The sequence below is a fragment of the Cohnella zeiphila genome (assembly GCF_014212055.1).
In the GTDB taxonomy this organism is placed as follows: domain Bacteria; phylum Bacillota; class Bacilli; order Paenibacillales; family Paenibacillaceae; genus Cohnella; species Cohnella zeiphila.
Map to the genome: position 1 here is coordinate 114,853 of NZ_JACJVO010000036.1, position 26,048 is coordinate 140,900.

Consider the following 26,048-nt stretch of genomic DNA (forward strand, 5'->3'; position numbering starts at 1 on the left):
CATGGTGTGGGGAAAAGATGCGTTAAACGTAATTCCGCAAATTTTGCCGCATGGATTTGAATGTTTTGAACTCGCTTTCTGGCAGACTACGGGGAATTTTAAGTTTGAAGAAATGGCGAAGCGGCTGCAGGAGCACTTGGCCGGACATAATGCCTGTATTTCTTGTCTGACGATATTCGGGAACGCGCTTACGAACGAAGGCAGCAACGCCGACACGATTGCCAGTTGGGAACGTCTGATCGATCATGCGCATCTTTTTGGCGTCGATCTCGTTACCGGCTTCACAGGACGATTGACGGACCGGCCTATCGACGAATCGATTCCGCGTTTTAAAGAAGTATTCGGAGAGCTTTCGAGAAGAGCAATGGATAAAGGCGTTCGGCTTGCCTTTGAAAATTGCGACATGGACGGGGATTGGAAGCGAGGAGACTGGAATATCGCGCACAATCCATCTGCCTGGGAGATGATGTTCGATGCAGTTCCGATGGATAATATCGGTCTGGAGTGGGAACCGGCTCATCAGATGGTCAGCCTGATCGATCCGATTTCGCAGCTTCGAAAATGGGTGGATAAAGTATTTCATGTTCATGGGAAAGATGCCACGATTGCATGGGACATTGTCAAAGAGTACGGAGTCCATGGTCCCCGACCCTTTGTCTGGCATCGTACTCCCGGGTTCGGCGACAGCAATTGGACAGATATCATCACGATATTGAGACAAGCCGGCTATACGGGCACAATCGATATCGAAGGCTGGCACGATCCTGTATACCGGGGTGAGTTGGAGATAACGGGCCAGGTTCATGCATTGAATTATTTGAAGCAGTGTCGCGGAGGCTCCTGGATTCCCAATCCGACAAATTAACCAATAGAGGAAGGTATTCAAATGGAAAAATTCAAGGTGGTATCCGCAGGCTGCGGCACAATTGCAAACGAGTGGATGAAAAACGCTCTCTCGCGAACAGACATGGAAATCGTTGCGTTGGCAGATATCAGAAAAGAGGCTGCAGATTCTCTGGCTGAACGATATGGACTTACATGCCCTACATTTACGGACGTAGCTACTGCCATTGCCCAAACGGGCGCCGATGTCGTATTCGATTTAACAATACCTGCGAGTCATTTCAGCGTATGTACAACTGCTTTGAAGCTCGGATGCAGCGTCTTCAGCGAGAAACCGCTGGCGGCAACGATGGCGGAAGCTCAAGAGATGATTAGCCAGGCCGAACAAAGCAAAAAGTCATTTTCCGTGATGCAGAACCGCAGATACGATCCGAACATTCGCGCTTTTCGCAATCTTGTACAGTCGGGCACCATCGGCCGACCGGGCTATATCGGTGCAGATTTCTTTATCGGCGCTCATTTCGATGGATTTCGCGCTGTGATGGACAGCCCTCTGGTGCTTGATATGGCGATCCATACGTTTGACCAGGCCCGCTTTATTACCGGTACCGATCCTGTTTCCGTATACTGCCATGAATTTAATCCGCCCGGATCATGGTACAAGGGAAATGCTTCCGCAATATGTATATTCGAAATGTCGGATGGTTCCGTATTCTGCTACCGTGGTTCCTGGTGCGCGGAGGGAGCGCCTACCTCCTGGGAGGCTTCTTGGCGGGTTACGGGCGAACGGGGGACGGCGCTATGGGATGGATATACGGCTCCTTATGCCGAGATCGTCGCTTCGGACGAACAAGAGAATAAATTCATTCTCGATTATGTTCGCGTTGAAAGCGATTATAAATGGGAAGGAAACCTGGGACATGCCGGCTGCCTCGATGAAATGTTCGCCGCCCTGAAGGAAGGACGGCCGGCCGAAACAGACTGCCGAGACAATATCAACAGTATCGCGATGGTCCTTGGCGCTGTAGAGAGCGCCCGAACGGGAAGAAAGGTTGACCTTAGAGATTATAGGTAAAACGAATTTTCGAACACAGAACAAAAGACAGTTGAAGCACCCTTTAGATTGGTATTGGAGAACCTTTGGTTATTTCAATCTATTCTAGGGGGTGCTTTCGTAACGGCGTGTTCGGATTTAAGGAGCATTGCCGAAAAAGAGTTTACGGAAAAAATGTACAAGAAAACACACAAACAACTGCATGGCTAGCATGAAAGCGCTTAGCTATAATAAAAATCGCAGCAAAAATGAATACGCTTTCAGATTGGCTTTTAAGTGGTCTGTATGATATTCCGAGCAAAATTTGCACCGATGGACAAGGCGACGAGAGCAGAAGCAGCTATATTCATTTATAAGCTTCTTAAAACAGCAACACCATAACATCTCAGATGTGAGTTCAACTTGGCTTAGATGAATCGGCCAATCTCAGAAGGAGTGTTTTCATCGTCCAAATTGTGCGGGAAACCATTGAACAAGAGTTAAGACCAGAATGATAAATACGCCTAAGCCGCAGGAAATGAGTTCGCCGATCCACGCATCTCGGCCGACCGAGCCGCCGAAGCCGTATTTTATCGTTGTGCCTAATTGAAAAATAAACATGTTAGCATTCCAGTTTATGGCGGGTTCTATTCGAATCCATGCGTCGAAAGGCAAGGATTAGTGGCTGATCTGAACTAGACTCCCGCAAAAATAGCAGGTCTCGAATTTCATTTATCGAGACCTGCAAGGGAAAGTACCTCTAAGACGCCGGCTCTGCTATAAGTTCATCTCTACATTAGTTGCCGGCAGGCAGCAGGACCAGCTTGCCGCGAGCGCGCCCGCTCTGGCTGATGTCGAGTGCCGTACGCCATTCGTCGAGCGCGAAAGTCCGGGCAACCGGGACAATGAACTTGTCGTCCGCGGTGTACTGGGCGAACTCGCCGAGAACGTCGTAATTCTGAGTCTGATCCGCGGAGAACTCAGTGAAGGTGGTGCGTACGCCGAGTTCGGCGGCTGCGGCGAAGTCGCTAAGTGTTAGGACGCGGCGAGGATCACCTTCGGCGATCCGGATAAGAGCAGGCAGTGCTCCGCTCGGCGGTGCCGTATCCAGAACCAGATCCACCGGGTGTCCAGCCAACTCGGCTATGCGTTCGACCATTCCGTCGCCGTACGAGGTCACCTTCGCTCCCATCGCTCGGAGCCGATCGGCGTATGTGTCGCCAGCGGTAGCGATCACTCGGGCACCGCGCATCAGACCCATTTGAACGGCAGTAAAGCCAATCACTGTTCCGGCTCCGTGCACCAGCAGGGTATGACCCGACCTCACTCCGAGCGCTTCAATGTGGTGATAGGATGTTGCGACTGCCAACGGCAGCGCCGCGGCCCGCACGAAGTCCAGTCCTTTTGGGATACGGGCCCAATGGTCCATGATTGCTCGGTCAGCCGCGCCGGCGCTCGGGGCACCGGCGTAATCGGCGGTGCCGAGGACGGCGTCGCCGATCACGACATCGGTGATGCCCTCGCCGACCGCGTCCACTACCCCGGACACGTCCAGACCAATGCCGCGAGGCAGATCACCGGGAAACAGGCCTCTGCATAGTGCCCAGTCGGCCGGGTTCAGCCCGCAAGCGTGTACCTGCACTCGAATACGTCCGGGACCTGGGCTAGGGATGGCGGCCTGTTCCATGCGCAAGACATCCGCCGGTTCGCCGTATTGGTGGAAGCGGACCGTACGCATGGTTGCAAGTGTTGAAGTATCTAAATTCTTCATTTGAATATTTCCTCCTTTTTGTTTAGGCAACTCGTGATACAATGCAATCATAAACTATGAAGTTAACTTGAAGGCAAATCGTTTTGTTTGAGAGGAGATTGACATGAAAATCCATGAGTTAGCAATAAAAACAGGCTTAACGGCCCCTACCATTCGATATTATGAGAAGGAAGGTTTGATAGACAGTCGTCATGTTCGCAGAGGGAAAAATAACTATCGTGACTATGCAGAGGAGACAATCGAACATTTGATGATCATAAAGAGGCTGCAGAGCGTTGGTTTTTCTCTAGGCGAAATGACGGAACTTTTTCAAGAATACGCTGTGAATAAGCTTACAATTTCAAAAGGATTTGAACTCATTGAACTCTTTCGGGAAAAGATACGCGAGATCGAGCAGAAACAGATCGAATTTGCGCAGATTCACAAAACACTTAACGAAATGTTGAAAGCCAAAATTTCCTTAATGAACGAGCTTGAGGACGGCAACAGCTTTTGATGACAAAATCGAGAGATCATACGAATTCATGCCGAGCCGACTTTACGAGGAAGTCGGCTTTTTCATATGGATATGTATCTTTCGAGAGTTGCGGATACAGTATTGATGTCGAAATTTTTTAATATGAATCCAAAAAATCTGGGATAGAACCGCCGGGACGATGAAGGGATAATAGGATCATGATTTGCTGCTGCACATCTTAACGATCCCGCGGAACAGGAAGTGAAAACGTGCAATTGAATCGCAAATGGAAAATTTACGTCATTCATCACTCTCATTCGGATATCGGCTATACCGAACGGCAGGAGAAAATCGAGCAATATCACGCCGACTATGTGAGGCAGGCCATTCGCATCGTGGAGGATGCCCGTACGGGGAGCCGTCCGGAATGGCAAGGCTTCAAATGGACGTGCGAGACGTTCTGGGCGGTGGAACGATTTCTGGAGAAAGCGTCGCCGGACGAGCTCGAACGGTTCGCAAGCGCTCTGAGGCAAGGGGATATCGAGTTGTCCGGAACGTATCTGAACATGACGGAACTGATCGATTACGATATCGTCGGCAAGAAAGCAAAAGCCGCGGGCGAGTATGCCCGTTCGATCGGCCTATCGGTTAACTCGGCGATGACGGCCGACATTAACGGGTACAGCTGGGGCTACTCGCAAGCGCTCTATGACGCGGGCATCGAGAACTTGCTGTCCTGCGTGCACACGCATCACGGAATGTTCGCCATCGGCCGCAAGCAGACGCCGTTCTATTGGGAGACGCCGAAAGGCGACCGCCTGCTGGTCTGGAACGGGGAGCATTACATGCTCGGCAACGACTTGGGCCTATCACCGGGCGCCGTTCTGTCGTATACGATCCGCGACGAACTCGATACTTACGGCACGGCGACGGATCATTGGAAGCTCGCGGAGACGCGCATTCGCCGATATTTGGCACAGCTGGAGTCTGAGGAATACCCATACTCCTTCGCGCTCGTCAACGTGATGGGCCTGCTTCGCGACAATGCCGCGCCGAACGGCGACGTCATGGCGTTCATCCGGCAATGGAACGAGAAGCACGGCGAGCAAGTCGAGATCGAAATGACGACGCTGAGCCGCTTTTTCGAGCATGTGCGCAAGCAAACGGCGCCGATTCCGACTTACCGCGGCGATTGGCCGGATTGGTGGACGGACGGCGTCGTCTCGACGGCCGTGCATACGCAAGTGTTCCGCGACGCTCAACGCACGCTGCGTCAAGTGAAACGGCTCGCAAACGGCCGCGTGTCCCTTGACGAGAAGCGGGTCGCGCAAGCCGAGCATCAGTTGATGATGTACGCCGAGCATACGTGGGGCTACCATTCCTCCGTATATGAACCTTGGCATCCGATGGTTCATGCGCTGGCCGTGCGCAAGGAAGCGTATGCCGCGGAAGCGAGCCGCAGCGTCTATACGATGCTGGACGAAGTGCTGCACGAGCGGGGCGAAGCGCTGCTGGCGGCGGGTTTGCCGTTCCGGTACAAAGTGATCAACCCTTACGATCACGTTTTTCGCGGCGTCGCCTGTCTTTACCTCGAAAGCTGGGAGCCGTCCATGTTCCCGAACGGCTTCGAAGTGTACGAGGAAGCGGACGGAGAGCCGGTGATTCCTCATCAAATGGAGGTCGTCAGCCGGGGGAACCAAATTTCAATCGTCATCCGGCTCGCACCGCAGGAAGAACGCGTTTTTCGAATCCGTCCGAACGGTTCGAAGCCTGCCGCGACGACGAGCAGCACCCGGCTCCGGGGCAACGACCGCGTCAGCGATCTGATGGATTTGTACGAGAGCAAGCCGCAGAACGGAATCGTCCTATCGGAAAACCACATCGAATCCGCGCACGTCTGCATCCGGTGGACTTCCAGCGACGGCATCGTATCCTGGATCGACAAAGCGACGGGAGAGAATCTGGTCCGCTCGGGCAGCATCCACGGGGCATTCACGCCCGTTTACGAGGTGACCCAAGCTCCGTCGGAAGCGATGATGGCAGACGTTCGCCGCCGGATGGGCCGCAACCGCAAAGGGCCGGACGTTCGCCGTTACGCCGGCAGGCTGGCGGGCGTGCAATCCGTCGTCCAGGGAGAGCTGTACGGCGTCGTAGAACTGCGGTACGAACTGGAAGGAACGAGCCACTATTCGCTTTATCTCAAGGTTTACCAAGACATCGCCAGAGTCGACGTGTCCGTCCGCATGCACAAAGACAGCGTGTGGGACCCGGAGAACATGTATCTCTCGCTGCCGTTCCGGTCCGGCGAAGCGGAGGATCAGCTGTGGCTGCACAAAACGGGCGCCAACGTGCGACCGGGCGTCGATCAGCTTCCGGGCACCTGTACGGACTACTATTGCGTCCAGGAGGGAATGGCCTTTCTGTCCGACCGAAGAGGGCTTCTCGTCGCGGCTCCCGATACGCCGCTGATTCAGACGGGTCCGCTCGAGCACGGCCGAAGGCTTCTTCAAGGGCAGCAGGACGGCGAAACCGGCCACCCGCTTTACGCCTGGCTGCTGTCCAACTATTGGGAGACGAACTTCAAGGCGACGCTGGGCGGTTTCTACGAGTTCCATTACCGGCTGCAGTGGGGACCCGAATGGGATCGTCCCGAGAAGGCTTTCCGGCAGTGCGAGGCTTTGAATGCAGAGATTCCGTCCTTTAGAACGTCATCCTAATATTTTGATATAAATCCAAAAAATCTTAGATAGATGGCCCCGATTCGCAAGGGTAACATGAAGGTGCAATCATTCATCCACAATGGGGGTTTGGGGAAATGAGCAGAAAAGCAGCGGCATTGGCGGTGGCGACGGTCTTCTCCGTCAGCCTCGCGGCATGCGGCAACGGCAACGGTTCGGCTTCATCCGGCAGCAGCGCTACACAGTCGGCCTCACCGTCGGCATCCGCGCCGGCAACGTCAGCGGCATCCGCTTCGGCTTCGGATGGAGCGGCGGCGGAAGATTTTTCGAAGAAGTACGATTCTCCGGTGACGCTCACGATCGGCCGGCAAGGGGTCAGCGGCAATAACTTGCCTGCGCCGGATACGCTGGAGAGCAACGATTACTTGAAGTACATCCAGAACAAGCTGAACGTGACGATCAAGTACGATTTCTCCGTGGAAGACACCGACGCTTTTAATCAGAAAGTCAATCTGGCCATCGCAAGCGGCAACATTCCGGATGTCATGATCGTGAGTCAGGATCAGTTCACCCGTCTCGCGCAAGCCGGTTTGCTGGAGGACCTCTCGGGGCTGTATGACCCATACTTGTCCCCGCTGATCAAAGACTATTACTCCTCGTTCGGCGATCGCGCCCTGAAGACGGCGAAGGTGGACGGCAAATTGATGGCTCTGCCCAATACGAATATTGACGGCAACTACCAATTGCTGTGGGTGCGCAAAGATTGGCTGGATAAGCTGAACCTGCAAGTTCCCGCGACGGTGGACGATTTGGAGGCGGTCGCGAAAGCGTTTAAGGACCAGGATCCGGACGGCAACGGCAAGAACGATACGTTCGGTTTGCTAGGCGACTCCCATCTGTTCCAAGACGGCGGCTTCTTCACCTTCGACCCGATCTTTAATGCTTATCATTCCTATCCGGACAGCTGGCTCAAGGATGCTTCGGGCCAAGTCTCGAACGGTTCCATCGCGCCGGAGACGAAGCAAGCGCTCGGCAGGCTTCGCGAGATGTATGCCAGCGGCGTGATCGACAAAGAGTTTCTGACGCGCAAATCATACGACGACAACGCGGGCTTCGTGTCCAGCGGCAAAGCCGGCCTTGTCCTGGCGCCATGGTACGCGGGCTGGATGCTGTCCGATTCCGTCAAGACCGACCCGAAGGCCGACTGGGTTCCGGTGCCCGCTCCGCTGGATGCCGACGGCAAACGCAACGTCATCATGTCGAGCCCCGCCTCGAATTTCCTTGTCGTGAAGAAAGGCGTAGAGCATCCCGAGGCCGTCCTGAAAGTGCTGAGCATGGAGTATCAAGGGCTGCGCCTGCTGGATTCCGACGCGGCAAATCTTTACAAGGACAAAGGGGTAAGCTGGCTGAACTGGCCGTTCAACCTGCAGCTCGACTACTTCGACTCCGTGGCGCGCAGCGCGGCGGCGTACAAGCAAGCGCTGACAAGCAACGATACGAGCGGCCTGAAGCCGTGGCAGCTGGCGACGTTCGACTCGGTTAAGAAAGACGCGGCCAATCCGAAGCAAGACATGCCTTCGTTCGCCAATTCGCTCGCCTACTATACTGGCGGCACCGCGCTGGAGTCGGACAAATTCAATCGCATCGATCCCGCCTATACCGGTCAGACGGAAACGTCGCTCAAGCGCGGCGCGAACCTGACCAAGCTGGAGAACGAGACGTTCTTGAAGATCATTACGGGCCAAGCGCCTCTCGACGACTTCGACAAATTCGTCTCGCAATGGAAAAGTATCGGCGGCGACCAAATCACCAAAGAAGTGAACGACGCCGTAAAGTAATCGGACTCGATTTCGGGGCCCCCGCAAAGTAATCGGACTCGATTTCGGGGCCCCCGCAAAGTAATCGGACTCGATTTCGAGGCCCCCGCAAAGTAATCGGAATAAGCTTCGAAGCTTTTCGTCACTTTGTGGGGGATTCATAGGGTATCTTTGCTCCGGTGGAGATACAGATACCCTATTTCAACTTTCAGACGGGTGGAGAGACTCATGTTCAATAGATCCTTCGTCAAGTATTATCACCTCATGCTCCTACCCGGCATCTTGCTGCTGATCCTGTTCAGCATTGTCCCGATGTTCGGCGTGACGATCGCTTTCGAGGATTTCATGCCGACCAAAGGGATCTTCCGTTCGGAATGGGTAGGACTGGATAACTTCAACTATATGTTCAGCCTGCCGGACAGCAGGCAAGTGTTCGTCAACACGATCGCGATCGCCGTCATGAAAATCGTCGCGGGCCTCGCCGTGCCCTTCGTCTTCTCGCTGCTGCTCCATGAAGCGGCGAACGCGAAATTCAAACGGACGGTGCAAACCATCGTTTATTTGCCCCACTTCCTGTCTTGGGTCATCCTGTCCGGGGTCATCATCAATTTCCTCAGCCTGGAAGGCATCGTCAACCGGCTGATCGAATGGTTCGGCGGCAATCCCGTCATGTTCCTGCAGAGCAATCATTGGTTCCGCGTCGTGTTGGTGACGACCGACGTGTGGAAGGAATTCGGCTGGGGCACGATCATTTTCCTCGCAGCCTTGACGGGCATCAATCCCAGCCTGTACGAAGCGGCAGCCATCGACGGCGCGAACCGCTTCCAGAGACTTCGCTTCGTGACGGTCCCCGGGATGGTCGCGACGATTGTCCTGCTGGCGACGCTCAGTTTCGGCAACGTGCTGAACGCCGGCTTCGATCAAATCTTTAACCTGTACAACCCGATCGTTTACCAATCCGGCGACATTATCGATACCTATGTGTACCGTGCCGGTTTGCTGGAAGCCCAATACGGACTGTCGACCGCCGTCGGCTTGTTCAAATCGGTCATCAGCTTCGTGCTGATCGCCGCCTCGTACGGACTCGCTACCCGTTTCGCCAACTATCGCATTTTCTAGCCGAAGGAGGCTCCCATCCATGGTCATCCGCGGAAACAACCGCCTCGTCGACGCGTTCATATACGTATTCCTGGCCTTCGTCGCGTTCATGTCTCTCGCTCCGATCTTGAACACGCTGGCCATCTCCTTAAGCAGCAAAGTCGCGGTCAGCGCGGGCCAAGTCACCTTCTGGCCGGTCGATCCGAACTTATTCGCTTATAAGCAGGTGCTCCAGGATCGCAGCTTCTTCGTATCGTTCGGCGTCTCCGTCAAACGGGTGCTGCTCGGCGGCGGGCTGAACTTTCTGCTAACCGTGCTTATGGCCTATCCGCTTTCCCGGACAAGCAAGCAATTCCCAATGCGGAATGGGTATATGTGGTTTATAATATTCACAATGTTGTTCAGCGGCGGGCTCGTTCCCTGGTACATGACGATCAACAAGCTGGGACTCATGGACACGATTTGGGCGCTCGTATTGCCTCCCGCCGTTCCGGTATTTAATGTCATCCTGCTGATGAACTTCTTCCGCGGCATCCCGAAGGAGCTCGACGAAGCGGCCAACATCGACGGAGCCGGTCCCTGGAAAATTTTATGGACGATCTACGTGCCCGTATCATTGCCCGCGCTGGCTTCCGTGACTCTGTTCTCGATCGTGGGCCACTGGAACTCTTTTTTCGACGGCATGATTCTGATGAACCACAAGCAGAATTGGCCGCTGCAAACGTATATTCAACAACTGCTAGTATCCGTTACCTCGATTATGAACACGACCGACCCGGAGGAGATCAAGCGGCTGACCAACCTGTCCGGGCAGCTGCTCAACGCAGCCAAAGTCATCATCTCCATGCTGCCGATCGCGGTCATTTATCCTTTCCTGCAGCGGTTTTTCATCCACGGGATCGTGCTCGGTTCGGTTAAGGAATAAGGGAATCTACCTGGGGGCTTTCGCATGTACACCATTCTGATCGTGGACGACGAGAGGATCGAGAGAGAAGGCATCTTGAAGCTGCTGGGCCGGCAAGGCTTCGCGCTCAAGCCGGTTACGGCCGAGAATGGGGAAGTTGCGCTCGATGTCCTGAAGAGCCAAAGCGTCGACATCCTGATGACGGATATCAAGATGCCCTTCATGGACGGCCTGGAGCTGGCGGAGAAGGCAAGCGAGCTGAATCCCGATCTGGAGGTCATCATCTATTCCGCTTTCAGCGATTTTGAGTATGCGAAGAGGGCGCTAAAGACGAACGCCTCTCAATATATACTGAAGCCGATCAACATCGCCGAATTCCGGAAAGTGCTTGAAACGACCATCGCAAGCTGCGAGGAGCGGAAGAGAGAGCGGGAAGAATGGCAGCGGGTGATGGAAGGCTATCGGAAAGGGATGCAGTACGAGAAGGAAAAAGGTCTGCTCGACGCCTTGTACGGAACGAAGCAGGGCGGCGATTGGGGCACGGACGACCGGGGCGGCTGGATCCAGCTGGCCTTGATCGATTTCTCCAGTCGTTTTTTCGACGCGGACCCGACCCGTTTTCGGGAGATGCTCCTTACGATTACGGAATGGGCTTTCGACTTTCTTAATGTAAACGAGCGCCAAAGCGTGCTGTTTCTGCGGCAGGACGAGCCTTGCGACCGTCAGGAGCTGCGCTTATGGGGAGAACGCTTGCTGGGCGAGATCGCCGGAAGGTTTGGATTGCCCGCGTCGGTCATTTTCGGCGAACCCGTGCAGGAATGGGCTTCTTTAAAGAGCATATATCACGAGATGGAATTGAAACTGGGGGACGTCAAGTTTTTTCTGGAGGGCAGCGCCGTTCTGTTCGCAGACGAGCAGGAGACCCCGTCTTCTCTGCCGCCGGGACTCGAAGTCGAGCGGTTGCTGGAGAAAATCGAGCAGTGTTTGGCTTATCGGGATGCGCAAGGGGCGGTTACGGGGATCGAACTGCTGTTCGCTCATTTGCAAGCGGCGCGGAGCGCTTCCGTCCTGTATACGAAATTCATCGTCACGAACATCATGCAGAAGATCGTAGCGGATCTTAAACGTCTCGGGAAGCCGATGCCGGGAGCTTGGTTCGAACCGCTGTTCCGGACCGATTCCATTCAGGAGCTGAAGTCGATTTTGCTCGCGGCCGTCCAGCAGCTTGCGCCGGAGCCGGAAGCGGCCGATGCCGCCGGGCGGGGGATCGGCAAAGTGGTCCGTCAAGTTGTAAGCGTTATCGAAAATGAATACATGAGGGATCTCTCTCTGGAATATATCGCGGAGAAAGTATATTTGACGCCAAGTTATTTGAGCTACCTGTTCAAGAAGGAAACGGGAACGAGCCTCGTCCGGTATCTAACCTCGTACCGTCTGGACAAGGCCACGGACCTCCTCGCGAATACGACGATGAAGATCGCGGAAATCGGAGAACGTCTCGGGTACGCGAATCCGTCGTATTTCATTCAAACGTTCAAGAACCATTACGGGGTCAGTCCCGCCAAATTCCGCGAGTCGCAGCCATGAGCAGCCGGATCTGGAGAAGCCTGACGGTCTGGAAGACGATGAATCTGCGCCAGAAACTGATCGTCTCGTATTTGATCGTCGTCATGATCCCGCTGACGATTCTCGGCGGTTACGCATACCGGCAATCCCGGGAATCGCAAATTCAGCAGTCCAACCTGCTGATGCAGGACAATTTGAATAAAATCTCGCTGACGCTCGGCAGCAAGATCGAGCGCTACGACGCCGCCATCGACTTGATCGGCTTCAATCCGGGTCTTGAGCAAGTGTTCAACAACGCTTATACCGATTATTTCTCGATGTATTTGGATCTGCGGGACAAAGTCGATCCGCTGCTCAATTCGGTCAAATCGCTGAACAACGACATCCGGTCGATCGTTATTTATACGGAGAACAACTTGACGCCGCGCACGGGCTCGATTCTTCCGATCGGCACGATCGCCGACGCCCCTTGGTACGCCGCAGCCTTGAAGGAGGCGGAGACGCAGTGGCATTACGAGAACGGGAAGCTGTTCGGCGCCAAACGGATCTTCAGCAACGTCGACGGCGATTTGAAAAATCTCGTTTACCTGCAAGTCGATCCGAACAAATTTTTCGACATCGTCGGCGACACGGAATTGCGGGACTACCGGATCGCCGTCGCCGACGAAACCGGAGTCCCGCTGTTCGCCATGAACGGCGGACGGGGAAGCGAAGCGGAAGGGAAGTCGCTGAAGAAAGAGATCCCCGGAACGGGCTGGTCCGTCTCGATTTACACGTCAACTCAATCGATCAACGCCCGCGTGAACGCCATCATCAAAGCGACCGTCATCCTCGAGTCCATTTGCGTCGTTCTCGTTCTGCTGTTCATTTGGTTGTTCTCGAAGGGGTTCGTCCGCCGAATTCACCGGCTGATCCGGAAGATGAAGATGGTCGAGCAGGGCGATTTCCATATTCCGGCGCAGACCGATTCCCCGGACGAGATCGGGGACCTCGAGCGTCGTTTCATCAAGATGCTGACCAGCATCAAGGCGCTTATCGAAGAAGTGTACCAAAGCAAGATCGACGGGAAAAACGCGGAATTGCGGGCGCTGCAGGCGCAGATCAACCCGCATTTTCTTTACAACTCGCTGTCCATTATCAATTGGCAGGCCATCGACAGCGACAATCGCGAGATCAGCCGGATCACGAACCTGCTATCCGTGTTCTACCGGACTTCGCTGAACCAAGGGAACAACGAAATTCGTTTCAAGGACGAGTTGGAGAATACGAAGTCGTACATGGAGATCCAGCTCATCATGCACGACTACTCGTTCGATGCGGTTTATGACATCGAGGAATCGCTGATGGAATGCATAGTGATCAAGCTGATCCTGCAGCCGATCGTCGAGAACGCGCTCGAGCACGGTATCGACAAGAAGCGGTCCGGCCGCGGCGTCATCCGGATCGCCGCCGAACGGGAAGGTCCGAACGCCGCGTTCACGGTCGAGGACAACGGCCCCGGCATGGAGCAGGAGGTCGCAGACAAGATCCTCACCAGGCAATCGAAGGGCTACGGGCTGTTTAACGTGAACGAAAGGATTCGCATGCAGTACGGGATAGGCTACGGCGTCACGATTTCGAGCCGGCCCGGGGAGGGCGCGAAGGTGCGCGTGACGATTCCGGTATCCCTGGAGCCAATAACGTAAAAAACGGATGCGTTTCGAAAAAATACGATATATACGGATGGCGAAAAGGTCCGCATACTAAACGGCGAAGACAGAGGCCGGCCTGTCTTACATCAACCGTTTAGGAGGTCATTCGTGTATGCGCAAGCAATCGTATTTCAAACAGAAATCGAAAGTCGTTTTCATGATTGGGATTCAGCTTCTGTTGGCATTGGGATTGGTTTCGGGTTCGGCGGGCGCCGCATCCGCCGGCGCAGGCTCCGGTTACTGGACGGCCGCCCAGGAGACGCATGACTTTACGGTCGGCAATTTGCTCACGTCCTATCATAGCTATCGGACATCGATCGGGGATCATACGACGACCGAGTGGTATAACGCCAGCCAAATCTACGCGGACGCGGCGATGGTGCGTTTGGGAGACTCAAGCTACTTGCCTTATTTAAACGACGCCTATGCGTTCATGAGTCATATGTGGGATTTCGGCAGTCCGATCGGCGGGTATTTCGCCCTCGGCAACATCGACGGAACGGGAGCCGGCGGGGACAAGTACGTCGACGACGCTTCCTTGACGGGGAATGCTTATCTGGATGCCTATGAAGCGACGAGCGGAACGACGCAGACGAACTACTTGAATTCGGCGATCGCTATCGCGAACTGGCTGATGAACAGCGGCTTGTGGGATTCGACAAGCGGCGGGGGCTTCTGGTGGACGACCAACAAGACGATCCCCGGTTTTCAGATTAAAGGAAGCGAAGTCAATGCGCTCGCTTGCCAGTTGTTCCTGCGATTGTATCGGATCACGGGCGCGGACTACTACAAGCAATGGGCGGATTCGATCTACGATTGGCTGAACAGCGAAATGTTGGACTCCAACGGGCTCTATAATTGGGAATACGATCAAGGCTGCGGGTGCGTCCAAACCGCCCAATTCACGTACGATAACGCCATCATGATCGAAGTGAATTTGCTGTACAAGGACATTACGGGCGACAACGCTTATTTGACGAAGGCGGAAGCTCTCGCGACGAACATGAATTCCGTGCTTTGGAATACGCAAAACAGCAACGGCGCCTTCATCATCAATACATGGGATCCGCGTCTCAGTCCGGTTTATTCCGGTTGGGCCTCTCAATCTTTTATCAAGCTGTATGAAGCGGACGGCAACATCGCTTGGCTGAATACGGCTCGGCAGAACATCGATACGCTGAACGACAAACTTCGGAATACGGCCGATTTAGGTTATTACTCCTCATGGAGTCCGGCTGCGAATGCAGTGGACGACATGACCTGCCGCACCGTCAACCAAGCCTGGATGCAGCGGGTTCAGGCTCTGATGTCGCAGTACGGCAAGAACGGCAAAGCCAGCAAGGATAAGAAGGAGCAGAGCCCGAAACATGGGAAAAACGTATGACAAAGAACCGACGATTCGGATTCGCAACCGGGATCGCGAGATTTGGACAGGCTACGAGGCGATTGGAGCGACCCTTAAGGAAGCTTTGGCCCAAAAAGTCCGGCGCAGCTCCGTCGTCGTCGTGGAATGTTATCCCGGCGTCAGACAGGAGGAGATCATCGCCGGCTTGTCCGCTGCGCTTAAACCGGTAAAGATCATCCGCTCGGAAGACGCGGCCTTGGATCCGGCGGATGTCGACCGGATCGTGGAGCGATATCTAACGGATGACCGCGTATTCGGCTTTATGGCTCCGTTCGCGATCGACGAGTTTTACGACCCAAGCAAGCTCGCCGAGCTGCGTCAAAGTTTGGAGGCGGCCGAAGCTGGGGTTACGCTCGTGATCGGGTTTGGCGCTTCGATCGTCGCGGACGGCGACATCCTCCTCTACGCGGATCTTGCCCGTTGGGAAATCCAGCTTCGTTATCGCGCCAAAGAATACGCCAATTGGCGGACGAATCGCGCGGAGAACGATCTGTTGCGCCTCTACAAACGCGGTTTCTTCTTCGAATGGCGCATGGCGGACCGGCTTAAAAAATCGCTTTTCCACGCCATCGATTACTATTTGGACACGAACGTAAAGGATCAGCCGAAGATGGTTACGCGGCATGCCTTGTTCGACGGTCTCGCCCAGACGGCTGCGCAGCCGTTCCGCCTCGTGCCTTACTTCGATCCCGGCGTATGGGGCGGCACGTGGCTGGAGTCGAACATCGAGCTGCCTAAGCGGGAGCATCCGTATGCCTGGGGCTTCGACGGGGTTCCGGAGGAGAACAGCCTTTACTTCCAATACGGAGATACAAGAATCGAACTGCCGGCGATCAATCTCGTGTTCTTCGAATCGATCAAGCTGCTGGGGGAGAAGGTTTACGCCAGGTTCGGCGCGGAATAAAAGCACGATCACTTCCTCATTCCGGCGGGCACGGTCCATTGCTCGGGCGCGGGCTGCATGGTGCTGGAGATCAGCGCGACTCCGTATATTTTCACGTTTAAGCTGTGGGACTGGGACCGGTTAGGGCTTGACGGGAGACCGCGTCCGGTTCACGTGGAGCACGGCGGCAAGGTCATTCAGTGGACCCGGACAACCGATTGGACGACTTCGACTTGCATGGGCCGGGTGGAGACTGTCGCGGAAGGGTCTGGCTGGAAGGAAGAGCGGACGGGCTTGCACGAGCTGGAATTTATCGAGACGCGCCGCCATTGGTTTTCCGAGCCGGTCCGGCACGAGACGAACGGAAGCGTCCAAATGCTGAACCTGATCGAAGGCGAAGAAGCGACGGTGGAAAGCCCGACGGGAGCTTTCGAGCCGTTCGTCATCCGCTATGCGGAGACGTTTATCGTTCCGGCTAGCATAGACGCGTACACGATCCGGCCAAGCGGTCCGAGCATAGGGCAAACGATCGGCACCATCAAAGCGTACGTCCGGGTATAGGGGGGATCTCGAAAAATGGAAACTTCGCTCATCCTTGCCTTCGATGTCGGCGGCACGCAAATCAAAGCCGGCGCACTGGTCGGAGGCGAGCTTATCGAGGCGACCGTCTCCCATTACCCTTCCCATGCCGATCGAAGCGCGAAGGAGATCGCCGGGCACTTTGCGGCGATCGCGGCCGATCTTGTGGCCAAATCGGGGACGGCATCGCTTCCGGTCGGCGGGATCGGCATGGCTTTCCCCGGACCCTTCGATTACGAGAACGGGATCAGCCTCATTCGCGGCCTGGGCAAGTTCGAGTCGTTATACGAGCTTAACGTAGGCAAACTGCTGGAAGCGGAAATACGCCGGAACGAGGCGCTGGTCGGCAGACTTGCTCCGACGTTCGAAGTCCATTTCGAGAACGACGCCGCTTTATTCGGCCTCGGCGAGGCTGCTTATGGGGAAGCGGCGGGCGCAAGCCGGGCGATTTGCCTGACGATCGGAACGGGGCTCGGATCCTGTTACTTGATGAGGGGACGATGGGTCAAGCACGGGGACGGCGTTCCGGAGAACGGATGGTTATACACGACGCCCTTTCGGGAAGGGATGGCGGACGATTACGTCTCCCGTAGAGGAATATTAAGCCTGGCGCGGGAATTCGGCTTGGACTTGGATGGCCGGGACGTACACGACTTCGCGCGGCAGGCGATCGCCGGGGACGCGGATGCGAAGCGACTGTTCGCGGCGTTCGGCCGGCGGATGGCGGATATTCTGGCGCCCGCGCTTAACGCGTTCGCGCCGGACACGATCGTGATCGGCGGGCAGATCTCCAAGAGCGGCAGCCTGTTCGTGCCTGCTTTTGAAGAAGGGCTGGGTTTTCCGGTTGAAGCGAAACTTAGCGCGGACACGTTGGACAGCACGTTTAAAGGCATTTATCAGTTCGTGACCGCTAAGAAATCCGTGGAAGCTCTTAGTTTCCGCATATTGAATAAATGAAAGTTCTGAAAATTAAAATAATATCTGGCGCTTTGCCTGCGGCTGTGATAAAGTGTTTGTACAAGAAAGGAGGTGGTCAACATTCAATCTTCCATGTTGATCGCGTCCCTTACCCGGTCCGCCCGATTCTAAACATTTAGACCCGGACGGAGGCGCGGGATGCGAATCAAAGCAACAAATGAGCGCCACGGGTACCCCCGTCTTCGGACGGCAGGAGGATCGCCACGTTCGGTTTAGGCCGAGCGTCGGCGGTCTTTCTTGTTGTTTTGTCGTCAAGTCAAATCCCCGTACGATACTTACGCTCGCTGGAAGAATCCCGTTTCGTACGGTTCTTGTCCTTCTCGTCCTCCTGCTCGATGGACTGGTCCTCAACCGGGATCGGATCGACCGTGCGCTCGCTGGCGAACTTGTCGAACAGGCTCTCCTTCTCCGTCGGAATGCCCTCCGGATTGTCGCGCTTGCCCTGCTGCTCGCGTTGACGGTCTGCGCTTCGTTCAAATGCGTTCATCGCGGTCACCTCGCCAGAAGATTGTATATCTACTTACCCATTTTCCTGCCTGCTCGAACCTATTGCAAGGTATAGGGCAGAGCAAAGAGCCGAGCGGGAAGTATTGGCAGCTGTCCGAGAGCGATAGCGGCGTTCTGCTCTCCATTCTCGCCGGGGATCGTCGAATTCGACCTTCTTCGCGCTTTTTTGGCTTTTTCCCGTTGACTATTGTCTTCAGAAGATAAAATATTAGACTATTGGTAAGAGATCACTTTTTAACCGGATTTATAAAGGAGTTCACCATGCCGCAGTCTCGTAAGATTATTTTTAGCATTACCATACTGTATACGATTTTGATTCTTTATTTTATATTTCTCGCTTTCGGTAGATTAGGTACCGTAGAGCAAATGGCAGGCTACACCTTTATTTTTGTACCGGACAGTTTCTTTAAGCTGCCAAGCATATCCGATCTTCTGCATCCTACGCTGATGGATTTCGTAGATTTTGGAAACCTCACCGCCTTCATTCCTTTCGGCATCTTGATTCCATTGTTATACCGGATCAGCTTTATCCGATTCATTACATGGTTCATCCTGTGCATTCTCGCGATTGAAACCATACAGGCCCTAACTTTGCTCGGCAGCTTCGATGTTAACGACGCCATTCAAAACTCAATAGGCGCAGCAGTCGGATTCGGGGCTTACAAGCTTGGATTTCGTACCCAAAACGTTTGGAGTCTTCTTGCGACTACCGGCATTTCCGTTATTGTCCTTCTAATTGGGGTATGGGGATTCTGCGGGCTTGTTGACAAAGCGTTCACCCAAGAAGAAGGTCCCTTCGCGGCTATAAACGAACTGAAAGACAGCGCCGGAAATACCCTGACGGGAACAAAACGGTACAGCTTTGAAATGGGCGGTCAAAACGTAGAACCCCAATATAACGTGTTTAGCGTTGAAGGAAAAAATAGGGAAACGTACACGTATATGTTAGGCAGTAAGGAGAAGCTTGTTTTCTCCTTGTTCTACGGAATACCGGATCAAACGGATAATAAAGGAAGCATAAGCGTTTTCGTCGATGGCCATGAGGTCTTTTCCAGCTCTGAGAAATATCAACTCAGGGAACCGGAAATGTTCGAAATTCCGATCGAATCGGTAAGCGAGCTTACGATAACCGTCGAGGGAAATGAAAAACTATGGGATGTTGGGTATAGGAAGATGAAATATTTCTGGAATTGAGATCAAGGATGACAAAAAGTTGTCCGAAAGAAGTCCGCGAAAAAGGCGGGCTTCTTTCGTTACATGGCGCGCCCCGGCTAGCGTCGATCAGCGACCGGACCGGAACGCCGCGTGCCGGCCGAAACCAACCGCGATCAGCGCTATAAACGCGAGAACGACCATCGCCACGGGGAGGGTCCACGCTCCGATGCCTTCCACAAGAACCGCGCCCAGCGCGCCGCCCGCGAAAATCGCCAGGTTAAAGGATGTGGTAACCAGGGATATGGCCGCATCGGCATTCTCGCCCGTGGCATCTCCCGTGGCGGTTTGGAGCTGTGTCGCCGAGCCGCCGAAGGCGATGCCCCACAGGATGATGGCGAGGATCGCGAGCGGTGCGGATCCCTGCGTGGCGAGGAGGATCGCCCCGGCGACGATGAACAGACTTACGCTGGCCAGGGTTAGGCGGCGGAGCATGCGGTCGACCAGCATGCCGGTGATCCAGATCCCGCCGATCGCGGCGACGCCGAAGATGACGAGCGCCAGGTCGGGCCTCAGATCGAGGCGCGCCTGCTGCAGGTAGGGAGCGATGTAGGTGTAGAGAAGATTGTGCGCGAGCATCCAAACAAAGACGACGGCGAGGATGGTCGCCAGACCTGGAATGCGCAGCACCTTGAGGAACGAGATACGTGTCTGCGCCTGCTGGCCGGGAGCGTCGGGGACAAGGATCAGCGCGCTGACGAGGACGATGGCGATGAACAGGGACATCGCGGCGAACGCCCAACGCCATCCGACCGTCGTACCGAGCCAGGTGCCCAGTGGAGTTCCCGCGGCGAGCGCGATCGGGGTGCCGGACATGGCAATGGCCAGGGCGCGTCCGGCACGTTCCGGCGCGGCGATGCGCATCGCGTATCCGGCGAGCATGCCCCACAGCAGACCGGAGAACGCTCCCGCGATGAACCGGACGACGAGAGCGACGGCAAGGTTGGGCGCCAGCGCGGTGACGCTGTTCGCGACGAGGAAGCCGAGCAGCCCGATGCACAGAAGCGGCTTCCGCCGGGCCCCTCGGGTCAGCATGATCGCAGGAATCGCCGCGAGGACCGTTCCGATCGCGTAGGCGCTGACGAGCTGGCCGGCCGCTCCTTCGGAGACGCCGATCCCGCGGGCGATCTGCGGGAGAAGTCCGGCCGGCATCGTCTCGGTCATGATCACGATGAAAACGGTGCAGGCCATTACGATCAGTGCCGGGAGGGGAAGCCGCGCGGCTTTGGGAGTGGTGATGGGGGTGGCGCTAATAGCGGTCATAGGGGATGTCTCCTTCCAAATGAAAGTGTCGTTGATACTGCTATATAATAGGGTGTATACTGCGATTAGAAAAGTACGCATAATTTTATAATATAGTATTAAAAATCAAACTATTAGAGGTGTAGAGGCTTTGGGCAATCGAAGGAATAAGAGCTGCACGACTCCGAGCGTGGAAGGGTGTCCTGTTGATACGACTTTGGATGTCATCGGAGGAAAATGGAAAGGGATCATTCTTTATCATCTGATCGACGGTCCGAAAAGATTTAACGAATTCCGCCGCCTCTATCCGGGAATAACGCAATTCATGCTTACCCTGCAGCTCCGCGAGCTTGAACGGGACGGCATTGTCCACCGCGAGGTTTATAAACAGGTACCGCCCAAGGTGGAATATTCGCTCACGGAATTCGGAAGAACGTTGGAGCCGATCATTTTGTCCATGAGGGATTGGGGAGAGACGTATCGAGATCGAATTTATGATATTCGAGAACTTCCGCAGCAAGAGGAAGGGGGTTGAAGGAAAAGCTTTGTGTCCTATACTGTGGCCTAAAAATACTCTAGCGGCGGGGCGCCGTCATACCGTTGGTCTTCAATCGGACGGTAAGGTGGTTGCTGCAGGCGATAACCATAGCGGGCAATGCGATGTAAGCGACTGGCGCGGCATCCGACTGCCCGGCAAAAAAAGCGACCCTTTCTGAGCGGTCGCTTTCTCTATGACTCATCGGATCGCTAAAATACTTTTTTCGCGCCGTAATCTTCCTTCAGCAATTCCACGGCTTCGCGGAACCGCTGCCCGTGGACGATTTCGCGCTCCCGCAGAAACTTAAGACCGTCATTAAGGTCGGGATCGTCGCTTAAATCGATGATATATTGGTACGTCGCCCGAGCCTTTTCTTCCGCCGCGATGTCTTCGAACAGGTCGGCGATCGGATCCCCTTTTCCCGCAATATACGATGCGTTGAAAGGGACGCCGCCGGCATTCTCATAATAAAGCCCGCTGCCGTGGTTGACATAGTGCGCCTCGAGTCCAGCCTCTTTGATCTGATCGGGCGTGGCGTCCTTCGTCAGCTTGAATACCATCGCCGCAATCATCTCCAGATGGGAAAACTCCTCCATGGCGATATCCGTCAGCAAGCCGATGACCTTATCCGGAATCGCATAGCGCTGGTTCATGTACCGAAGCGCCGCGGCCAGCTCGCCGTCCGATCCGCCGTACTGCTCTATCAAATATTTAGCCAATTTGGGATTGCAGCTGCTCGCCTTCACGGGATAGAGCAGCTTTTTCTCGTATACGAACATGCAACCATTCCTCCCTTGCGATCGTGTTCGTTTAAAGGATTACAGCTGCCATGGCCACAAATCATCGCTCCAGCCGGCCGTCTTTCCGGGCGTAAACGGCTCATTCGGCGCAATCGAGCCGAATTCCGCCTCCACCTGCCCCTTGAGCTCCGTCCGCTGCTCGGCAGTTTCGTTATATTGCTTCAGCGCCTCCGTATCCTCCGGATGAGTATGCAAGTAGAGTCGCAGCTCGACGAGCGCAAAATCGAGCGCCTGCAGCTCCTCCAACGTTTTCATCGCTTTTGCCGTCGGCTGCTTCATCGGGAATCCTCCTTTCCTCCGGCGGAGTCCGCCGACCGGAACGGGGATTCATAAGGACCGAACAATGCCGGCCAGAGCGTGCCTTTCTTTAAGGCCTCGGCAGGCTTGTACTGCTTCAGCCCGGGTTCCTGAAAGCCCAAATATAGATTGGGCGGAGTCTCATACGTTTTGGACTTGAGAGGGGGGCAAGGATCATTTTTGCCGGCGACAGGTTTCCAGCTTTTCCGATGTTCGCTCATGCACTCTAACCTCCTTGGCCAGTATACCTGTTAGTAAACTCGCTTGGACGGATATGAATCAATGGATGGGATAAATTTAAGTCGAATTGGATGGTTACGAGGCGAAGGGTTACTGTTATATTAAATGGGATCGGTTGAGTAGAGGCCATCTTTTTGAAAGAAGGGATTTAAATTGCTTTATGTGATCCTTTTAACGCTTTGCGCTGCTGCTCTTCTTGCCGTCATCGTCGTGGGCGGGGTTTCCGCTATCAAAGCCGAGGAAGACTGAACCCATTTCAGGAAAATAATATTCCTCCGCAAACGCCTGTGATTCAGGCGTTTTTTAATTTATAAAATGGCGGAAGCGGAAGTCGGAATCCTAAAATTCTGATACAATGAAGGCGCCGCCGGACCATATCGATTATCGTTGGAAGCGGTCTCAAAGAGGGGGGCTAGCATGTACACGCTGCTCATCGTAGAGGATGAGAACAAGACGAGAGAAGCACTGATGGAGTATGTTCCTTGGGAAAAATGGGGAGTCTCCGAATTGCTCGAAGCGGGCAACGGACAAGAAGCGCTCAAGATCGCGCGGGAGATGGAGCCGGACATCGTCATCACGGACATTCGGATGCCCGTCATGGACGGCGTCGAGCTGTCCGGACACTTGTGCACCGAATTGCCGGATACGGCCATCATTATGCTCAGCGCGTATTCCGAACTGAACTATCTGAAGTCGGCGATGCGTACCAAGTCGGTCGACTACCTGCTAAAGCCGGTCGATATGGCCGAGCTCGAGCAGGCGGTGCAGTCTGCCATCCGGCGAATCGAGGAGAGCGAATCGCGCAGGCGGGACCGCGACGTGTTGGACCGCAACCTTCCGCTTCTGCAGGAGCAATTCCTGCTGTCTCTGATCGGCGGAGAGCACGAACCGGATAAGGAGCTGGCGTCTCTATGCGCTTCATTAGGCATTCCGGCTGAGGAAGACCGACGTTGGCAGGCCGTCGTATTCCGCTTTGCCGACGAACGGGAAGGCCGGATGGCGAGACTGACTCCAGTCGTCCGGAAGGAGCTGAAGGCGGCGCTGCATCATGCGTTCAAAGCGTTCGACTGCCGATATGTCTTGACCGCCTGGGAGCCTGAGTGGATGGTAGCGGTCGGAGAATTCCCAAAAACGGGAACGTTCCCGGATTTGGAGGACGCTTCGATTGAATTCGTAAAAGCCGCGCGGGATTACTTCGGCTGTCAGGTAACGGCAAAGCGGTCCAAAGCGGGGGAGCCTCTGGAACGGATCGGGGAAAGCCTCAAGCAAATGGTCAAGATCGGAACTGCAAAACCCGACGCCGAATCGCCATCGGAGCGTAACGCTCAGCTTGTCGAAGCGATCAAGACCTATATTGAGCGGCATTATGCCGACGAGACGATGACGGTTAACGATATTGCCGAAGGCTTGTCCTATACCAGCGCCCATCTCTGCATGACGTTCAAGAAGGTCACGGGAATTACGATCAATCACTTCGCCAATCTGCTGCGGATTCGCAAGGCCAAAGCCTTGTTGGCCGAGACCGATATGAAAATCGTTGAAGTTGCCCTGAAGGTAGGGTACAGCAACGAGAATTATTTCAGCAAAGTGTTCCGGAAATACGAGAACGTCTCTCCTTCCGAATACAAGTCGGGGAGGGCGAGCCGATGAGACTGAAGGATATGCGGCTCAAACACCGCGTGTTCCTGTATTTCTCGCTGCTTCTTATCGTGTCCACCATCTCCTACAGCTATTACGCCTATAAGGCGAACGTGCGCACGGCGGAAGAGAACTTCACGTCCGCCGTTCAAGGAACGATGGCGCAGACGGCGGAAGGAATGAACGTTTTGCTGTCCGAAGTCGAGCAGCAAGCGAATTTGTTCGCGGGAAGCCACGTCGTGCAGGATTCGCTTGCGCCCGGTACAGCTACGGTCATCCAGCAGTACGACCGATATGTGAATATGCAGAAGGTTATCGACGCATTCGAGAAAAACTATCCTTCTTACCGCATTCGGGTGTTCCTGAAGGAACCGCGCCGTTTCCTCAACGATGGGGAGCGTTATCTTCAAGAGAGCGGCGCGTCGGGCGATGCGTCCGATTCGGTTTTGTTCCGTCGCAATTCGGTGATGGAATGGAGCCTGTATTCGAATCCGTCGGACCCGGAATCCGGCGACATGCTGTTCACGCTGCGCCGAAGGATCATCAGCGGTTCGGACATCAGCCAGCAATTAGGCACCGTTGCCTTCGACGTGAGTGCGAAAGCGGCGGCCGACGTCCTTTCCCGAACGCCAATTCCGGGAGATCGCTCGTTGTACGTTTTCGATCCGCAGGGACGGATTCTTTACGATACGGGAGGTTCGGCCGGAGGCGGGATGCCTTCACGTACGGTCGATTCCGCCGAGCTCGGCCGAGTGAGCCAAACAGGGGCCGGCAGTCTTCGGCTCGAAGGAAAGAATGGAGCGGAACTGCTCGTCTACCATTCGGTAGGCGGTTATCCGCTGTACCTGGCGGTCAATATTCCGTACCGCGAGATCACGAACCGCTCTCACCAGATTCTCTACCAATTCGGGGGCGTGGCGCTGCTGGTGCTTGCCGTATCGTTTGCACTTGCTTACCTAATCGCCAGCAACGTTACCAGCCGGCTGAAGAAGCTGATGAAAGTCATGGGCACGGTGGAAATCCGCCAATTCAACATCCAGGTGCCGACCGACCGCAACGACGAGATCGGGGCGCTGACGCACCGGTTCAATTGGATGATCGAGCGCATCCGGACGCTGATCGAGGACGTTTATAAAGCCAATTACGAGAAAAAAGAAGCGGAACTGAAGCTGCTTCAGTCGCAGATCAATCCTCATTTTCTATACAATACGCTGGACAGCGTGAATTGGTTGGCGGTCAAACATCAGGCGCCGGACATCAGCTACATGGTTCGCAATTTGTCGAGCTTTCTGCGCATCGGCTTGCATATCGACGGCCCGTCGACGCTGGAGGCCGAGCTGATGCATACCCGGGCTTATTTCAACATTCAGAAGTACCGGTTCGAGGACCGGATCGATCTGACGATCGGCGTGCCGGAATCGCTGGAGCCGCTGCAGGTGCTTCCGCTAATTTTGCAGCCGCTGGTGGAGAATGCCATTCTGCACGGAATTTTAAAGCACGATACGCTGAAGGGATCGATCGTCATTCGCGCTTGGCGCGACAAAGAGGAGGGAGGCGATCTGTTCCTGGAAGTCCGCGACAACGGGCTCGGAATGGAAGCCGCCAAGCTCAAACAGGTGATGCAGGGATTGGACTCCGAGGCGACGAACGGGTCCGGTACCGGGCTGCGCAACGTCCACCGGCGAATCCGCATGCGGCATGAAGCGCCATATGGTCTTACCGTGCATAGCGCTCTCGGTGAAGGAACCCGCTGCGTTCTACGTCTTCCGTCCATTCTTCGCCCTTAGCCCGAAGGATTTAATATATTACCCGTCGATCCGAATCCTGTGCATTCCTTGCCGAATTGCAACCGATTACAATGAGATCAGCCT

23 protein-coding genes and 1 pseudogene are annotated in these 26,048 nt (G+C 54.9%); 18 read left to right on the forward strand and 6 right to left on the reverse strand.

The window, feature by feature from the left end:
• Nucleotide 1 precedes the first annotated feature (1 nt).
• Both H7C18_RS27950 and H7C18_RS27955 read left to right on the forward strand, forming a co-directional pair.
• Nucleotides 2-865 carry a sugar phosphate isomerase/epimerase family protein gene (locus H7C18_RS27950; protein WP_185132473.1) on the forward strand — a complete coding sequence of 288 codons (864 nt, stop codon included), beginning with the start codon at nt 2-4 and terminating at the stop codon, nt 863-865.
• Nucleotides 866-886: 21 nt separating this feature from the next.
• Nucleotides 887-1,918 carry a Gfo/Idh/MocA family protein gene (locus H7C18_RS27955; RefSeq protein ID WP_185132416.1) on the forward strand — a complete coding sequence of 344 codons (1,032 nt, stop codon included), beginning with the start codon at nt 887-889 and terminating at the stop codon, nt 1,916-1,918.
• Nucleotides 1,919-2,672: 754 nt separating this feature from the next.
• Here H7C18_RS27955 and H7C18_RS27960 read toward each other — a convergent pair.
• Nucleotides 2,673-3,647: an NADP-dependent oxidoreductase gene (locus H7C18_RS27960; RefSeq protein ID WP_202887542.1), complete on the reverse strand. Its 975-nt coding sequence runs from the start codon at nt 3,645-3,647 to the stop codon at nt 2,673-2,675.
• 103 nt (nt 3,648-3,750) lie between these two features.
• Here H7C18_RS27960 and H7C18_RS27965 point away from each other — a divergent pair, with 103 nt between their 5' ends.
• The 11 genes from H7C18_RS27965 (at nt 3,751) to H7C18_RS28010 (ending at nt 17,682) form a co-directional block, all read left to right on the forward strand.
• The gene (locus H7C18_RS27965) at nt 3,751-4,143 is read left to right on the forward strand and encodes a MerR family transcriptional regulator (RefSeq protein ID WP_185132417.1); all 393 of its coding nucleotides are present in this window, start codon (nt 3,751-3,753) and stop codon (nt 4,141-4,143) included.
• Nucleotides 4,144-4,373: 230 nt separating this feature from the next.
• Nucleotides 4,374-6,821: a glycoside hydrolase family 38 N-terminal domain-containing protein gene (locus H7C18_RS27970; protein WP_185132418.1), complete on the forward strand. Its 2,448-nt coding sequence runs from the start codon at nt 4,374-4,376 to the stop codon at nt 6,819-6,821.
• A 98-nt stretch (nt 6,822-6,919) separates the two neighbouring features.
• Entirely contained in the window at nt 6,920-8,620 is a 1,701-nt protein-coding gene (locus H7C18_RS27975; protein ID WP_185132419.1) for an extracellular solute-binding protein, read from the forward strand.
• A gap of 207 nt (nt 8,621-8,827) precedes the next feature.
• Nucleotides 8,828-9,718 carry an ABC transporter permease gene (locus tag H7C18_RS27980; RefSeq protein WP_185132420.1) on the forward strand — a complete coding sequence of 297 codons (891 nt, stop codon included), beginning with the start codon at nt 8,828-8,830 and terminating at the stop codon, nt 9,716-9,718.
• A 19-nt stretch (nt 9,719-9,737) separates the two neighbouring features.
• Entirely contained in the window at nt 9,738-10,622 is an 885-nt protein-coding gene (locus H7C18_RS27985; RefSeq protein ID WP_185132421.1) for a carbohydrate ABC transporter permease, read from the forward strand.
• A gap of 24 nt (nt 10,623-10,646) precedes the next feature.
• A complete protein-coding gene (locus H7C18_RS27990) occupies nt 10,647-12,188 on the forward strand; it encodes a response regulator transcription factor (protein WP_185132422.1) in 1,542 nt (513 codons plus the stop codon).
• Nucleotides 12,185-13,852: a sensor histidine kinase gene (locus H7C18_RS27995; RefSeq protein WP_185132423.1), complete on the forward strand. Its 1,668-nt coding sequence runs from the start codon at nt 12,185-12,187 to the stop codon at nt 13,850-13,852. Before H7C18_RS27990 ends, H7C18_RS27995 begins: the two co-directional genes overlap by 4 nt.
• Nucleotides 13,853-13,970: 118 nt before the next feature.
• Nucleotides 13,971-15,242, forward strand: a complete 1,272-nt coding sequence (locus H7C18_RS28000) for a glycoside hydrolase family 76 protein (RefSeq protein ID WP_185132424.1) — start codon at nt 13,971-13,973, stop codon at nt 15,240-15,242.
• A complete protein-coding gene (locus H7C18_RS35375) occupies nt 15,226-16,167 on the forward strand; it encodes a hypothetical protein (RefSeq protein WP_238358018.1) in 942 nt (313 codons plus the stop codon). The genes H7C18_RS28000 and H7C18_RS35375 overlap by 17 nt, the downstream gene beginning before the upstream one ends.
• Nucleotides 16,168-16,224: 57 nt before the next feature.
• Nucleotides 16,225-16,707 (forward strand): cupin domain-containing protein, encoded by a 483-nt coding sequence (locus tag H7C18_RS35380; RefSeq protein WP_238358019.1) that lies wholly within the window; start codon nt 16,225-16,227, stop codon nt 16,705-16,707.
• Nucleotides 16,708-16,722: 15 nt separating this feature from the next.
• Nucleotides 16,723-17,682 (forward strand): ROK family protein, encoded by a 960-nt coding sequence (locus H7C18_RS28010; RefSeq protein WP_185132425.1) that lies wholly within the window; start codon nt 16,723-16,725, stop codon nt 17,680-17,682.
• Between the two features lie 277 nt (nt 17,683-17,959).
• On the opposite strand, the gene H7C18_RS28015 is transcribed toward H7C18_RS28010, so the two are convergent.
• Nucleotides 17,960-18,190, reverse strand: coding sequence for a hypothetical protein (locus tag H7C18_RS28015; RefSeq protein WP_185132426.1), 231 nt, complete (start codon nt 18,188-18,190; stop codon nt 17,960-17,962).
• Between the two features lie 281 nt (nt 18,191-18,471).
• Between H7C18_RS28015 and H7C18_RS28020 the strand changes: the two genes are divergently transcribed.
• Nucleotides 18,472-19,404, forward strand: a complete 933-nt coding sequence (locus H7C18_RS28020) for a VanZ family protein (RefSeq protein ID WP_185132427.1) — start codon at nt 18,472-18,474, stop codon at nt 19,402-19,404.
• 87 nt (nt 19,405-19,491) lie between these two features.
• Here the strand turns inward: H7C18_RS28020 and H7C18_RS28025 are convergent, their stop codons facing one another.
• Complete coding sequence (locus H7C18_RS28025; protein WP_202887546.1) at nt 19,492-20,685, reverse strand: MFS transporter; 1,194 nt, start codon at nt 20,683-20,685, stop codon at nt 19,492-19,494.
• 130 nt (nt 20,686-20,815) lie between these two features.
• Here H7C18_RS28025 and H7C18_RS28030 point away from each other — a divergent pair, with 130 nt between their 5' ends.
• Together H7C18_RS28030 and H7C18_RS36130 are read left to right on the forward strand one after the other, a co-directional pair.
• Nucleotides 20,816-21,199: a winged helix-turn-helix transcriptional regulator gene (locus H7C18_RS28030; RefSeq protein ID WP_185132428.1), complete on the forward strand. Its 384-nt coding sequence runs from the start codon at nt 20,816-20,818 to the stop codon at nt 21,197-21,199.
• Nucleotides 21,200-21,209: 10 nt separating this feature from the next.
• Nucleotides 21,210-21,347, forward strand: a pseudogene (locus H7C18_RS36130) (RCC1-like domain-containing protein); the annotation flags it as partial.
• Nucleotides 21,348-21,411: 64 nt separating this feature from the next.
• Here the strand turns inward: H7C18_RS36130 and H7C18_RS28040 are convergent.
• Genes H7C18_RS28040 through H7C18_RS28050 form a run of 3 tightly spaced genes read right to left on the reverse strand, consistent with a single transcriptional unit; the run spans nt 21,412 to nt 22,520 of the window.
• Nucleotides 21,412-21,981, reverse strand: coding sequence for a manganese catalase family protein (locus tag H7C18_RS28040; protein WP_185132430.1), 570 nt, complete (start codon nt 21,979-21,981; stop codon nt 21,412-21,414).
• 39 nt (nt 21,982-22,020) lie between these two features.
• Nucleotides 22,021-22,281, reverse strand: coding sequence for a spore coat protein CotJB (locus H7C18_RS28045; RefSeq protein WP_185132431.1), 261 nt, complete (start codon nt 22,279-22,281; stop codon nt 22,021-22,023).
• The gene (locus tag H7C18_RS28050; RefSeq protein ID WP_185132432.1) at nt 22,278-22,520 is read right to left on the reverse strand and encodes a spore coat associated protein CotJA; all 243 of its coding nucleotides are present in this window, start codon (nt 22,518-22,520) and stop codon (nt 22,278-22,280) included. The genes H7C18_RS28045 and H7C18_RS28050 overlap by 4 nt, the downstream gene beginning before the upstream one ends.
• A 436-nt stretch (nt 22,521-22,956) precedes the next feature.
• Between H7C18_RS28050 and H7C18_RS28055 the strand changes: the two genes are divergently transcribed.
• Complete coding sequence (locus tag H7C18_RS28055) at nt 22,957-24,189, forward strand: response regulator transcription factor (RefSeq protein WP_185132433.1); 1,233 nt, start codon at nt 22,957-22,959, stop codon at nt 24,187-24,189.
• Nucleotides 24,186-25,964, forward strand: coding sequence for a cache domain-containing sensor histidine kinase (locus H7C18_RS28060; RefSeq protein ID WP_185132434.1), 1,779 nt, complete (start codon nt 24,186-24,188; stop codon nt 25,962-25,964). The genes H7C18_RS28055 and H7C18_RS28060 overlap by 4 nt, the downstream gene beginning before the upstream one ends.
• Nucleotides 25,965-26,048 lie beyond the last annotated feature (84 nt).